Below are 12,798 nucleotides of genomic sequence, written 5' to 3'. Positions count from 1 at the left end.
TGCCTTCAGGCCGGGCGACGCAGTACCGCCGTGGCCACGCCCATTCCGATCAGGGTCAACCCTCCGAAACGGGTCATGCCGGTGATGATGCCGGGGCGGCCGATTACGCGGCGCAGCCGGTCGGCCAGCAGCGCATAGGCCAGCGCGTTCAGCCCGGCCAATCCCACGAAAGTCGCAATCAGGATCGCGAATTGCGGGCCCAGCGGCTCGGCCGGGCGCAGAAATTGCGGCACGAAGGCGATGAAGAAGGCGATGGATTTCGGGTTCAGCGCAGTGACGGCGGCCGCATGGCCGAACACGCCGCGCGCGGTGACGTCGCGCCCGGTGGCAACCGCCTGCATCCCGCCGGACGGCGCACTGCGCAGCAGCTTGATGCCCAGCCAGACCAGATAGGCGGCCCCCACCCATTTCAGCACCGAAAACAGCGTGGCCGACGCCAGCACCAGCGCCCCAAGCCCCAGCAACGAGGCGGTCATGGCGATCAGGTCCCCCAGCGCAACCCCTGTGGCCGAAGCCACGGCCACGCTGCGCCCTTTGGACAGCGCATAGCTGAGCACCAGCAGAACCGTCGGTCCCGGGATCAGCAGAAGGGCGGTCGAGGCGGCGACAAAGGCCAGCCAAAGTTCAAAATCCATCATCCAACTCCGTCAGATCCGCCGCAGCAAGCCTGAAAAAACACTTGGCCGTCAAGGCCGCTTACAATACCCGGCCCGCCACCGCATCCAGCTTGGCCAGCATTTGCGGGTCGCGCTTTTCCGGGGCCGTCAAAATCGCGTGGTCCAGCGCCCGGTCGCAGCCGTGCGGGCAGGGCGCGCGGTCTGCTCCTAGAAGGGCGGGCAGGCCTTTGACCAAGGCGCGCGCCTTCTCAGCGTTGCCGGTCAGCGTCGCGATGATCGCGGTCACGTCCACTTCGCCGTGATCGGGGTGCCAGCTGTCATAGTCGGTGACCATCGCGACCGAGGCATAGCAAAGCTCGGCCTCGCGCGCCAGTTTGGCCTCGGGCATGTTTGTCATGCCGATCACGTCGCAGCCCCACTGCTCGCGGTACATCTTCGATTCCGCTAGCGTCGAGAATTGCGGCCCTTCCATCGCCAGGTAGGTGCCGCCACTGTGCACGGTGATTCCGGCCGCCCGGGCGGCGGATTCACAGGCATCGCCCAGGCGCGGGCAAGTCGGATGGGCCACGCTGACATGGGCGACGCAGCCGGTGCCGAAGAAGCTTTTCTCGCGCGCGATGGTGCGGTCGATGAACTGATCAACGACCACGAAATCACCCGGCGCCATGTGCTCGCGGAAGGAGCCGCAGGCCGATACCGAGATCACATCGGTGACCCTCAGCCGTTTCAACGCGTCGATATTGGCGCGATAGGGCACCTCGGTCGGCGAATGCACATGCCCGCGCCCGTGGCGGGGCAGAAAGGCCATCTCGATGCCGTCCAGTGTCCCGGTCAGGATCTGGTCGGACGGCGCGCCCCAGGGCGTTTCCACGGTAACCCATTGCGGCGTTTCCAGCCCGTCGATGTCATAAATCCCCGATCCGCCGATGACGGCAATTTTTGTCTGGGCCACGTTCGTTCTCCACTGCGATACCTGCCTGAGGGAATTTCTGCGGGCTTGTCGGGCATTTGGCAAGGCTTGCCGGTGTTATTGCGCCGCACAGGCGCCACAAGGGGCGTCGCCTTGCAGTTTTTGCATGACAGCCTGCCATCGATGGGCTAGCAGACAGCGCCGAAGGCGGGTATACGAACGCCTTCGCGCGAACATTCTGACCCACAGGACCAATTCATGCCCCGAGCCTTGCTGGCAAGCTTTGCCAATCGCCTCGCCATTCCCGATCTGAGCTGGATGCCGGACGAAAAGCTGACCCCCGCCCGCCTGCGGATCGAGCTTTTGTCGGGCCTGACCGTCGCCCTGGCCCTGGTGCCCGAAGCGGTGGCCTTTGCCTTCGTCGCCGGGGTTCACCCGCTGGTAGGCCTGTATGCGGCGTTCCTCGTTGGGCTGATCACTGCGCTGATCGGGGGCCGTCCGGGTATGATCTCGGGCGCAACCGGTGCGCTGGCGGTCGTCATGGTGGCGCTGGTGGCGCAGCACGGGGTCGAATACCTGTTCGCCACAGTGGTTTTGATGGGCATCCTGCAGATTGTCGCGGGGGCCATGCATTGGGGCCGGTTCATCCGCCTGGTGCCGCATCCGGTGATGCTGGGTTTTGTCAACGGCCTGGCGATCGTGATCTTTCTGGCGCAACTGGGCCAGTTCAAGGTGCCGGGCACCATGGAAAACACCGGCCACGGCATGAGCGGTGGTGAATGGCTGTCCGGGATGCAACTCTATACGATGCTGGGGCTGGTCGCGCTGACCATGGCGGTGATCTGGGTGATGCCGCGCATCACGCGCATTGTGCCAGCGCCGCTGGCGGGCATCGTCGTGGTGGCTGCGCTGGTGATCGGCATGGGGCTGGATGTCCCGCGCGTCGGTGACCTGGCCTCGATCGAGGGCGGCCTGCCGAAATTCCACATCCCCATGGTTCCGCTGACCTGGGAGACGTTTGAGATCATTCTGCCCTACGCCGTCATCCTGGCCGCCATCGGCCTGATCGAATCTCTGCTTACGCTGAACCTGGTGGGCGAGATCACCGGCAAGCGCGGTGGTGCGTCGCAGGAATGCATCGCGCAGGGCACCGCCAACGTCGTCACCGGGTTCTTTGGCGGCATGGGCGGCTGTGCGATGATCGGGCAGTCGATGATCAACGTGAAATCCGGCGGCCGTACGCGCATCGCGGGGATCGCTGCCGCGCTGTTCCTGCTGGTATTCATCCTTGTCGGCTCACCCCTGATCGAACAAATCCCGCTGGCCGCGCTGGTTGGCGTGATGTTCATGGTGGTGATCGGCACGTTCGCCTGGAATTCGTTCAACATCCTGCGCAAGGTGCCGCTGACGGATGCCTTCGTCATCGTTCTGGTCACCGTCGTCACCGTGATGGAAGACCTCGCTGTGGCCGTCGTGGTCGGCGTGATCGTTTCGGCGCTGGCCTATGCCTGGAACAACGCCAAGCGCATCCACGCGGTCACCCGCGACTCGGAAACCGAGAAAGGCGCCAAGGTCTACGAGATCAAGGGGCCGCTGTTCTTCGGCTCATCTGAGGGGTTTGTCGAACTGTTCGATGTCCAGAACGACCCGGAAACGGTGATCGTGGACTTCGCCGACAGCCGTGTGGTCGACCAATCGGCCCTGCAGGCCATCGAAAACATCGCCGCGAAATACGAGGCGGCAGGAAAGCGCGTCATGCTGCGCCATCTCAGCCGGGATTGCCACAAGCTGCTCAAGAAAGCAGGTCACCTGATGGTCGACAGCGACGATGACCCGGATTACGGCCTTGCGGTCGACTATTCTGTTCGAACCGGCGTTCTGGGCGGCCATTGAGCCCCCAAACCCGGCTCAATCGTCTGGACGATTGAGGGAAAACAACTCCGTCACCACCGAGTAGTCGCGATACCCAAGCCGCGACAATGGTTGAAAGGTGGTGACGTCGAACTTGCCGTCCTTCAGGCAGTCATCGCGCAGGTGCACGCCGACGACCTCTCCGAACACCACGCGGTTGGCTTCGCCGGGCAGCGTGACGATCTGGGTCAGTTTGCATTCCAGCGCGGCAGGGGCGCCTTCGATGCGGGCGCATGGGATGGTTTCGCATTCCACCGGAGTCAGGCCGGCGTGGGCGAACTCGTCCACCTCTTTCGGAAGGCTGGCCGAGCTTGCGTTCATCGCATCCCGATGGGCGTGGGCCACCACGTTGACGCAAAAGACACCGGTCGCCTCGATATTGGCGATACTGTCCTTCCCGCCGTCCTGGTCGTGTTTCGTGCCGGTGGAGGCAAACATCACCTGCGGCGGCGTATAGGCAACCCCGTTGAAGAATGAATAGGGCGCCAGATTGTTGATCCCATCGGCGCTGCGGGTCGAGATCCATCCGATCGGGCGCGGCGTGATGATGGCGTTGAACGGGTTGTGCGGCAAACCGTGACCGTCTTCGGGGCGATAGAACATCTGATCTCCAAGCGTTTGCTCAAGGCCTAGCGAAGTGCTAGGGCGATTGCCAGAGTCGAAAAGAGGGCCGCGGTGCAGCAGTTCGGGATCAGGCCGGAAGAGCCGGAGGATTGGTGGGAAGTCGAAGCCCTCTACGACCTGTGTTTTGCGCCGGGGCGCGAGGCGCTGTCGTCTTACCGCTTGCGCGACGATGTTCCGCCAGTGCCGGGCCTGTCGATGATTGCCCGTGACGGGCAGGGCATCTTGGCTGGGGCCATCCGATTCTGGCCGGTTCATGTTGGCGCACACGACGCGCTTTTGCTGGGGCCCGTTGCCGTCCACCCGACCCACCAGGGGGAAGGTTTGGGTGGTTTTCTGATCCACGAAGGTATCGAAGCCGGGCGGGCCAAAGGGTGGGACCGGGTCATGCTGGTCGGTGACGCGCCCTATTATTCACGCTTTGGGTTTGCCCGGCTCGAGGGTGTTGAGATGCCCCCACCAACCAACCCGGATCGGGTTCTCGGGCTGGATTTGACCACCGGCGCATGGCACGGAGTGAGTGGTTCGGTGACCCGCTGGACGCGCTGATCTATTGAAACGGCGTTGTGAAATGCCAATGTTTCAGGGTCAGGAGGACACCGAATGAATGACGTCGTTCTCGTCGGAGAAATCGACCCCGACGCTGAGTTGGACCGGCTGGCAAGCCACTACCGCAGCGCGGGCGGCAGCGGTATCAGGTTGCTCAATCGTCTGGGTGGATCGGCTGAGTCGCTGCTGGAACAGCTGCCCGGTTCGGTGCGCGATGGGCTGACCGGTGCAACCGAGCAGGCCTTGTGGCTTGCAGTTCGTGCCGCTGACGGATCGCGCCGCGCGGTTCCCGACCAGAAGCCGTGGGTCAACACCGCCATATCGACCACGATGGGCGCCGCGGGTGGGGCTGGCGGCCTGACGACGGCGTTGATCGAGCTTCCGGCGACCACGGCCATGTTGTTGCGCTCAATACAGGGTGCCGCATCGCGTGAAGGTTTTGACCCCTCGGCAAGGAACGTGCAGTTCGATTGCATCCGCGTTTTGTCGGCGGCAGGTCCCTTGGCGCATGACGACGGCGCAGACATGGGGTTCTTTTCAGTCCGACTGACCGTGACGGGCCCCGCTCTGCAAAAGATCATTGCCGCCGTCGCTCCGAGGTTGTCGGTCGTTTTGGGGCAGAAACTGGCGGCACAGACCGTTCCGGTATTGGGGGCCTTGGCCGGAGGTGGCGCGAACTACCTCTACGCCCGGTACTATCAGCAGATTGCCCGTGTGCATTTCGGCCTGCGGCGTCTGGCGATCGATGCCGATATTCCGCATGACGAGCTTGTGCAGCGTCTGCAACGTCGCATGTTGGCCTGATCCTCAGTTTCAAAATTGGACAGAACCGCAGGATGTGGTATCCTGCACCCAATCGGCCCGCAAGATAAGTGGCCGAAAACAGGCAAGAAGAACAAAACAAGAGGCGGGGCAGCGTGAAAAGCGCAGGGCTGTCACCAGACATTCTGTCCGAAACCGGGGCATTTCCGGTTCTGCCGCAGTCTGCGGCTCTATGCTACCGGCTTCGGCGCGGGGTGCCTGAGATATTGTTGATCACGACCCGGGGGTCGGGGCGGTGGATCATCCCCAAAGGCCGCATGATCGACGGCCTTAGCGGGTCTGAGACCGCAGCGCAGGAAGCTTGGGAAGAAGCCGGTGTGACAGGCCGTTGTGAGACGCGCAGTATCGGGCAGTTCTCTTTCGACAAACACCACCGGGATCTGGGGCGGGTGACATGCGTCGTTGATGTCTACCCGTTGCTTGTTACCAAGACGGCGGATCGGTTCCCCGAAGTCGCAGAACGGCGGCGTAGATGGATGCTGCCGGAAAAAGCAGCACAAGCGGTTTCGATCGGCGGGCTTTCCGGGCTGTTGCGGTCAAATGCGCTCAATCCTCATTGAACCGCCTCTGTAAAGACTTGATATTGCCATGTCTGTCAGTATCTATTGGCCCACCGACATTTTGGGCGACAGATGATTCAATATTCACTGAAATGCTGCAATGGTCACGCGTTTGACAGTTGGTTCCAGTCTGCGGACGCTTACGACAAGCTGTCCAAGGTTGGAATGGTCTCTTGCGCGACTTGCGGCAGCACCCAGGTCGAAAAGGCGATCATGACGCCGCGGGTCCAGTCTGCGCGCTCGTCTGCTGCAATGCCGCGCGCGGAGAACGGTGATCGCCCCGAAGCCCAGCGCCAACCGACCAAAGCCGAGATAGAGCGTGTTCTCAACGCCCTGCGCGCCAAGGTCGAGGCGAATTCCGATTATGTCGGCCGCGAATTTGCGCGCGAGGCCCGCAAAATACATCTGGGCGAGGCCCCGGAGCGTGCAATCTATGGCGAGGCCAAGCCGGAAGAGGCCAAGGCCCTGATCGAAGATGGGGTTCCGGTGGCCCCTCTGCCGTTCATTCCAAGCCGAAAGACGAACTGAACCGTGCATCTTGTTATCACCGGCGCCAATCGCGGCATTGGGCGTGCTCTTGCTGAATGCTATCGTGGCCAAGGCGATACTGTCACTGGCACTGCACGGGACGATTCCGCAAATATTCGTCTGGACGTTACCGACCCGGCGCAACAGGCGCAGATGGTGCGCAAGTTGGATGGTCAGCCTGTAGATCTGTTGATCTGCAATGCAGGTGTCTATCTGGACAAAGGCCAGACAATCGACGGCTACCCGGCCGAGATGTGGGACCAGACCTTTGCGGCCAACGTCACCGGGGTGTTTCTGACCATTCAGGCCCTGCTGCCCAATCTGCGTGCAGCGCGCGGCAAGATCGCGATCATCTCGTCGCAGATGGCCTCGCACACGCGTGCGCCCGGGGGCAGCTATATCTATCGGGCCTCCAAGGCGGCTGTGCTGAACCTTGGGCGCAACCTGTCGGTGGATCTCAAGGACGATGGCATCGCCGTCGGTATCTATCACCCGGGATGGGTGCAGACGGACATGGGCGGTCAGGCCGCCGACATCACCGTGTCACAGGCCGTTGCCGGGTTGACCGAGCGTTTCGATGCACTGAGCCTGGACAGCACCGGTTGCTTTGAAACCTGGGACGGGCAGGCGCATCCTTACTGAGCGGCCAGCGCTGCCTTGGGGATCTCGTAGACTTCACCGGGATCGATGAAGATCACCAGAATTTCGCCCCGCGTTTCCGAAGTGATCTTCGACGTCGAGCTGCTGGAATCCGGCTTTCCATCGGTGAAATAGATGCGGCGTACTTCCCCAGTATCCAACTGAACCGCCAGGGTTGCAGTGCCATCATCCTTGCGCCGCAACTCGGCAGGGCAATTTTTCAATGGCTGACCCGCCAACGCGGCGCAGGGGACCGTTCCCAACGCGTTCTGGCCGTCCGTTCCGGACAGTGAAGCCACCTGGGCCAGAGCCGGGCTGGACATCAGAGCACAGGCGAAAACAAAACGCAGCATGGTATTCCTCATGGTTTAAATCCTTGACGATACGCTGACATTGCTGCCGGTCCTTGTAAAGCGTTGCGCTGCAGTGTCCTGCCGTTCTATGTGCCCTTGCTCTTGTGTGTTGCCTCGCATAAGACGCTCGGGACCGGAAATCTAAGGCGCGGAGACATTTGCCCCCATGCCCGTACTCGTGATGAAATTCGGCGGCACATCCGTCGCCAACCTCGACCGCATCCGCCGCGCGGCCAAGCGCATCGGCGTCGAAGTGGCCAAGGGCTATGACGTCATCGTCATCGTGTCGGCCATGTCGGGCAAGACCAACGAATTGGTGGGCTGGGTCGACGAGATCTCGCCGCTGTATGACGCGCGCGAATATGATGCCGTGGTATCCTCGGGCGAGAATGTCACCGCCGGTCTGATGGCGCTGACGCTGCAGGAAATGGACATCCCCGCCCGCAGCTGGCAGGGCTGGCAGGTGCCGCTGTTGACCGATGGCGCCCATTCGGCGGCGCGGATCCTTGATATTCCGACCGACAACATCAACCAGAAGTTCGGCGAGGGCATGAAGGTCGCGGTGGTGGCAGGCTTTCAGGGTCTCAGCCCCGAGGGGCGGATCACCACGTTGGGCCGGGGCGGTTCGGACACCACTGCCGTGGCTTTTGCCGCCGCCTTCGACGCCGAACGCTGCGACATCTACACGGATGTGGACGGCGTCTATACCACCGATCCGCGCATCTGCGAGAAGGCGCGCAAGCTGGACAAGATCTCGTTCGAGGAAATGCTCGAACTGGCCTCGTTGGGGGCCAAGGTGCTGCAGACCCGCTCGGTCGAGCTGGCGATGCGGTACAAGGTGAAACTGCGTGTTCTCTCAAGCTTCGAGGAACAGTCCGACGAGGCCGGAACCCTGGTCGTCGACGAGGAGGAAATCATGGAATCCAATGTAGTCTCGGGTGTGGCCTATTCGCGGGACGAGGCCAAGATGACCGTCGTGTCGGTCGCCGACCGCCCCGGCATCGCCGCGATCATCTTCAACGCGCTCAGCGATGAGGGGATCAACGTCGACATGATCGTGCAAAACATCTCGGACGAGGGGCGCACGGACATGACCTTTTCCTGCCCCACCAACCAGGTGGCGCGCGCCGAAAAGGCGCTGTTGGCAGTCAAGGAGCGTGGCGAGTTGAACTATGCCGAGCTGGTCGCCGACACCGATGTGGCCAAGGTTTCGGTGGTGGGCATCGGCATGCGCTCGCAGTCGGGCGTGGCGGCCAAGATGTTCAAGGTCCTCTCGGATGAGGGGATCAACATCAAGGTCATTACAACCTCCGAGATCAAAATTTCCGTCCTCGTCGACCGGAAATACATGGAACTTGCCGTTCAGGCGCTGCATGATGCCTTTGAACTGGAAAAGGCGGCCTGAGCATCTCGGCCAAGGTCCCGCCTGACACCGCAGAGTAGATCGGGCGATGGCAGACGGAATGGAAACAGAATCCCGCAAGCTGCTGGGGCGGCTGCGCGAGGAGATGGCAAGCGAGGCTGCCGGTCAGGAGCGTCTTGACCGGATCACTCACCTGATCGCCGACAGCATGCGGTGCGAGGTGTGCTCGATCTATCTGTTCCGCGACGACGAAACCCTAGAGCTGTGTGCCACCGAAGGTCTTGCCCCCGAGGCCGTGCACCAGACCCGCATGCGTCTGGGGGAAGGTCTCGTTGGCCGGGTGGCCAAGTTCGGCAAGGTCGTCAACGCCGCCGATGCGCCCTCCGAGAAAGGTTTCCGGTACATGCCGGAAACAGGCGAGGAGCGTTTTTCGTCGTTCCTGGGCGTGCCCATTCAGCGGCTGGGGCAGAAGCTTGGGGTTCTTGTGGTCCAGTCCCGCGCTCAACGCGAATTTTCCGCGGATGAGGTCTATGCGCTTGAAGTCGTGGCAATGGTCCTTGCGGAAATGGCCGAATTGGGTGCGTTTGTGGGCGAAGGTGCCGCCCTTTCACCGTTGCATCAGCAATCCATATTGCTGCGCGGTGGCCCGGCACAGGAGGGCTCGGCCGAGGGGCATGTCTGGCTGCATGAGCCGCGTGTCGTCGTCACCAACCCGATCGCCGACGATCCACATCGCGAGCTGGAGCGGCTGAACGAGGCGGTCGAAGAGCTGCGCGTGGGCGTCGACAAGATGCTTGAAATCTCGCGGGGCGGCGACACGGAACAGCTGCAGGTTCTGGAAGCCTACCGGATGTTCGCCAATTCCAAGGGCTGGATGCGCCGGATGGAAGAGGACATCGCCCGCGGTCTCAGCGCCGAGGCGGCGGTGGAAAAGGAGCAGTCGCAGGCCCGCGCCCGGATGAGCCAGGTCACCGACCCTTATCTGCGCGAGCGTCTGGCGGATCTGGACGATCTGTCCAACCGTCTGCTGCGCATTCTGACAGGGCAGGGCGGGTCGAACGGTAAAGAACTGCCGCCCGATCCGATCCTGGTGGCGAGGAATATCGGCCCGGGTGACCTGCTGGAATATGGCCGTTCGCTGAAAGGTGTCGTGCTCGAGGAGGGCTCGGTCGGTAGTCATGCCACCATCGTCGCCCGCGCTCTGGCCATCCCGCTGGTGGTACATGTGGGCCGGATCACGACCGAGGCTTTGAACGGCGACCATATTCTGGTCGACGGGGATGAGGGCGTCGTGCATCTGCGCCCCGAGGATACCGTCGTCAGCGCCTTCCGCGACAAGATGGCCATGCAGGCCGAGGCGCAGAAACGCTATGCCTCGATCCGCGAAACCCCGACCGTGACCAAGGATGGCGAGCGGATCAATCTGGTGATGAATGCCGGCCTGATGGCCGACTTGCCGTCGCTCAAGACGTCCGGGGCCGAGGGCGTAGGCCTGTTCCGCACCGAATTGCAGTTCCTGATCCGCAACCAGATGCCGAAACGGTCCGAGTTGGTGGCGCAGTACAAACGCGTTCTCGATTCGGCCGATGGCAAGCGCGTGGTATTCCGTACGCTGGATATCGGGTCGGACAAGGTGCTGCCCTACATGAAGCATGTCGCCGAGCCCAACCCGGCGCTGGGGTGGCGCGCCATTCGTGTGGGCTTGGACAAGCGCGGCGTGATGCGGATGCAGCTGCAGGCCCTGCTGCGCGCGGCGGATGGCCGTCCTCTGACGGTCATGTTCCCGTTTGTTGCCCAGGCCGACGAATACCGCGAGGCCCGTTGGGAAGTGAACAAGACGCTGGAGCGCGAAAAGCGCCTGGGTCATGTCCTGCCTGAAACGCTGGAAGTTGGGGCGATGCTGGAAACACCGTCATTGGCCTTCGCCCCCCAGAAGTTCTTTGACGAGGTCGATTTCATTTCGATCGGTGGCAACGACCTGAAACAGTTCTTCTTCGCCGCCGACCGAGAGAACGAGCTGGTGCGCCGCCGCTATGATACCCTGAATGTCAGCTTCCTCAGCCTGATCGAGCGCATCGTCGAACGGTGTGGAATTTCCGACACGCCGCTGAGTTTCTGCGGCGAGGATGCCGGCCGCCCGATCGAGGCACTGTGCCTGGCGGCGATGGGTATCCGCACCCTGTCGATGCGCCCGGCCTCGATCGGCCCGGTCAAAAGCCTGCTGTTGCGGTCCAACCTGCAGGATGTCCGCAAGATCATCGCCGACGCGCGCCATCGCGGCGAACAATCGGTGCGCCCGGCGATCATGGAGTATCTGCGCGACAACGGCTGAGGCCATGATGACCGCGAAAAAAGGCCCGATTCCGAAATCCGGGCTTGCTTTTTGGGCTTGGTCTTTCTATCCAAGCCACGAATGTTAGCGGTAACAGGGTGTCTGGCTGCAGACCGCGCCGGATTGTCCGAAGAAGGGAGCCAGCCATGGTTTCACGCGTAATCCCGGTAGATCCGTTCGACCTAGTCCTGTTCGGCGCGACCGGAGATCTGGCCCAGCGCAAGATCCTGCCGGGCCTCTACCATCGCTTCGAAGTGGGGCAGATGCCCGAAGATGCGCGCATCATCGGGACCGCGCGATCGGATATGGACGATGACGGGTTCCGCGCGCAGGTGCGCAAGTCGATGAAGGAATTCGCTCCGTCCTTCAAAAAGGACGTGCTGGACCGGTTTCTGGCCCGGGTCGAATACGTGCCCGTGGATGCGCTGGGCGAAAACGGCTGGGACAAGCTGGCCAAATCGCTGCGCCCCGACGTGGTGCGCGCCTTTTATCTGTCGGTCGGTCCGAAACTGTTTCCCGGCATCGCACAGCGCCTGCATGATCACGGGCTTGCCACGCCCGACAGCCGCATCGTGGTCGAGAAACCCTTTGGCCATGATCTGGCCTCGGCCAAGGCGCTGAACGAAGGTCTGCGCGCCTGTTTCGAAGAGCATCAGATCTATCGGATCGACCATTACCTGGGTAAGGAAACGGTGCAGAACCTGATGGCGCTGCGCTTTGCCAACTCGCTGTTCGAACCGCTGTGGAACGCGACCCATGTTGATCATGTCCAGATCACCGTGGCCGAAACCGTCGGGGTCGAAGGGCGTGGTGCCTATTACGACCAGTCCGGCGCGATGCGGGACATGGTGCAGAACCACCTGGTGCAACTTTTGTGCCTGACTGCGATGGAGCCGCCCTCGACCTTCTCGCCCAACGCGGTGCGCAGTGAAAAGGTCAAGGTGATCGAGGCACTGGAACCTGTCGCCCCGACCGACATCGCCCGCGGCCAGTACCGGGCGGACAAGGGCGGCGACGGCTATGTCGATCATGTGGGCAACCCCGACAGCCTGACCGAAAGCTACATCGCGCTGAAGGTGCGTGTGGGCAACTGGCGCTGGTCGGGGGTTCCGTTCTATCTGCGCACGGGCAAGCGTCTGCGCGCGCGGGAATCCGAAATCGCGGTGTTTTTCCGCGACCCGCCGCACACGATCTTTCCCAATGTCGGCCCGCTGCACGGCAACGTTCTGGTGATCCGCCTGCAGCCTGACGAGGGCATCACCCTGCGCACCACGATCAAGGATCCCGGCCCGGGCGGCTTCCGCCTGACGGACGTGGCGCTGGACATGAGCTTTGCCGAGGCGCTGGGTGCCGATGTGCGCGCGCAGGACGCCTATGAGCGGCTGGTGATGGACGTGATCCGCGGCGACCAGACCCTGTTCATGCGCGGCGACGAGGTCGAGGCCGCCTGGGCCTGGGTCGATCCCATCATCAAGGGCTGGGAAGAGCGCGGCGACCGTCCCTCGCGCTATGATCAGGGCAGTTCCGGCCCGGAAGACGCATTGATGCTGATGCATCGCGACGGGCGCCGCTGGCGCCAGATCGGAGGTTGAG

Annotated in this window: 13 protein-coding genes; 9 read left to right on the top strand and 4 right to left on the bottom strand. The window is 62.5% G+C overall.

The window, feature by feature from the left end; genetic code table 11:
* Positions 1-5: 5 nt before the first annotated feature.
* Both ACR0CU_RS09420 and ACR0CU_RS09415 read right to left on the bottom strand, forming a co-directional pair.
* Entirely contained in the window at positions 6-635 is a 630-nt protein-coding gene (locus tag ACR0CU_RS09420) for a LysE family translocator (protein WP_040634229.1), read from the bottom strand.
* 61 nt (positions 636-696) lie between these two features.
* Positions 697-1,569, bottom strand: a complete 873-nt coding sequence (locus ACR0CU_RS09415; RefSeq protein WP_170446898.1) for an S-methyl-5'-thioadenosine phosphorylase — start codon at positions 1,567-1,569, stop codon at positions 697-699.
* A gap of 216 nt (positions 1,570-1,785) precedes the next feature.
* Between ACR0CU_RS09415 and ACR0CU_RS09410 the strand changes: the two genes are divergently transcribed.
* On the top strand, positions 1,786-3,420 hold the full coding sequence (locus ACR0CU_RS09410) for a SulP family inorganic anion transporter (RefSeq protein WP_170446896.1): 1,635 nt from the start codon (positions 1,786-1,788) through the stop codon (positions 3,418-3,420).
* A gap of 15 nt (positions 3,421-3,435) precedes the next feature.
* Here the strand turns inward: ACR0CU_RS09410 and ACR0CU_RS09405 are convergent, their stop codons facing one another.
* Entirely contained in the window at positions 3,436-4,041 is a 606-nt protein-coding gene (locus ACR0CU_RS09405) for a flavin reductase family protein (protein ID WP_170337948.1), read from the bottom strand.
* 72 nt (positions 4,042-4,113) lie between these two features.
* Here ACR0CU_RS09405 and ACR0CU_RS09400 point away from each other — a divergent pair, with 72 nt between their 5' ends.
* The 5 genes from ACR0CU_RS09400 to ACR0CU_RS09380 all read left to right on the top strand — a co-directional run bounded on the left by ACR0CU_RS09400 (position 4,114) and on the right by ACR0CU_RS09380 (position 7,160).
* Complete coding sequence (locus tag ACR0CU_RS09400) at positions 4,114-4,608, top strand: GNAT family N-acetyltransferase (RefSeq protein ID WP_170390634.1); 495 nt, start codon at positions 4,114-4,116, stop codon at positions 4,606-4,608.
* Positions 4,609-4,662: 54 nt separating this feature from the next.
* Positions 4,663-5,412, top strand: coding sequence for an EcsC family protein (locus ACR0CU_RS09395; protein ID WP_170337952.1), 750 nt, complete (start codon positions 4,663-4,665; stop codon positions 5,410-5,412).
* A 113-nt stretch (positions 5,413-5,525) separates the two neighbouring features.
* Positions 5,526-5,990 (top strand): NUDIX hydrolase, encoded by a 465-nt coding sequence (locus tag ACR0CU_RS09390; protein WP_170337953.1) that lies wholly within the window; start codon positions 5,526-5,528, stop codon positions 5,988-5,990.
* A gap of 72 nt (positions 5,991-6,062) precedes the next feature.
* Positions 6,063-6,518 carry a DUF1178 family protein gene (locus tag ACR0CU_RS09385; protein ID WP_170446892.1) on the top strand — a complete coding sequence of 152 codons (456 nt, stop codon included), beginning with the start codon at positions 6,063-6,065 and terminating at the stop codon, positions 6,516-6,518.
* A 3-nt stretch (positions 6,519-6,521) separates the two neighbouring features.
* Positions 6,522-7,160 carry an SDR family oxidoreductase gene (locus tag ACR0CU_RS09380; RefSeq protein ID WP_170446890.1) on the top strand — a complete coding sequence of 213 codons (639 nt, stop codon included), beginning with the start codon at positions 6,522-6,524 and terminating at the stop codon, positions 7,158-7,160.
* On the opposite strand, the gene ACR0CU_RS09375 is transcribed toward ACR0CU_RS09380, so the two are convergent.
* Positions 7,154-7,510, bottom strand: coding sequence for a hypothetical protein (locus tag ACR0CU_RS09375; protein WP_170337960.1), 357 nt, complete (start codon positions 7,508-7,510; stop codon positions 7,154-7,156). The two genes, ACR0CU_RS09380 and ACR0CU_RS09375, sit on opposite strands and share 7 nt — an antisense overlap.
* A 166-nt stretch (positions 7,511-7,676) precedes the next feature.
* On the opposite strand from ACR0CU_RS09375, the gene ACR0CU_RS09370 reads away from it, so the two are divergent.
* The 3 genes from ACR0CU_RS09370 (at position 7,677) to zwf (ending at position 12,797) form a co-directional block, all read left to right on the top strand.
* A complete protein-coding gene (locus tag ACR0CU_RS09370) occupies positions 7,677-8,915 on the top strand; it encodes an aspartate kinase (protein WP_170446888.1) in 1,239 nt (412 codons plus the stop codon).
* A 46-nt stretch (positions 8,916-8,961) separates the two neighbouring features.
* A complete protein-coding gene (gene ptsP / locus ACR0CU_RS09365; protein ID WP_093962727.1) occupies positions 8,962-11,205 on the top strand; it encodes a phosphoenolpyruvate--protein phosphotransferase in 2,244 nt (747 codons plus the stop codon).
* A 146-nt stretch (positions 11,206-11,351) separates the two neighbouring features.
* Positions 11,352-12,797, top strand: coding sequence for a glucose-6-phosphate dehydrogenase (gene zwf, locus ACR0CU_RS09360; RefSeq protein WP_170337966.1), 1,446 nt, complete (start codon positions 11,352-11,354; stop codon positions 12,795-12,797).
* Position 12,798 lies beyond the last annotated feature (1 nt).

The organism is Ruegeria sp. BC2, assembly GCF_056539245.1.
The sequence above is the reverse complement of the archived record's forward strand: the minus strand, read 5'-3'. Positions and strand labels throughout refer to the sequence as shown.

Coding starts and splice junctions, on each gene's coding strand:
- ACR0CU_RS09420 (WP_040634229.1), bottom strand. CDS start 635: ATGGATTTTGAACTTTGGCTGGCCTTTGTCGCCGCCTCGACCGCCCTT.
- ACR0CU_RS09410 (WP_170446896.1), top strand. CDS start 1,786: ATGCCCCGAGCCTTGCTGGCAAGCTTTGCCAATCGCCTCGCCATTCCC.
- ACR0CU_RS09405 (WP_170337948.1), bottom strand. CDS start 4,041: ATGTTCTATCGCCCCGAAGACGGTCACGGTTTGCCGCACAACCCGTTC.
- ACR0CU_RS09395 (WP_170337952.1), top strand. CDS start 4,663: ATGAATGACGTCGTTCTCGTCGGAGAAATCGACCCCGACGCTGAGTTG.
- ACR0CU_RS09385 (WP_170446892.1), top strand. CDS start 6,063: ATGATTCAATATTCACTGAAATGCTGCAATGGTCACGCGTTTGACAGT.
- ACR0CU_RS09375 (WP_170337960.1), bottom strand. CDS start 7,510: ATGCTGCGTTTTGTTTTCGCCTGTGCTCTGATGTCCAGCCCGGCTCTG.
- ACR0CU_RS09370 (WP_170446888.1), top strand. CDS start 7,677: ATGCCCGTACTCGTGATGAAATTCGGCGGCACATCCGTCGCCAACCTC.
- ptsP (WP_093962727.1), top strand. CDS start 8,962: ATGGCAGACGGAATGGAAACAGAATCCCGCAAGCTGCTGGGGCGGCTG.
- zwf (WP_170337966.1), top strand. CDS start 11,352: ATGGTTTCACGCGTAATCCCGGTAGATCCGTTCGACCTAGTCCTGTTC.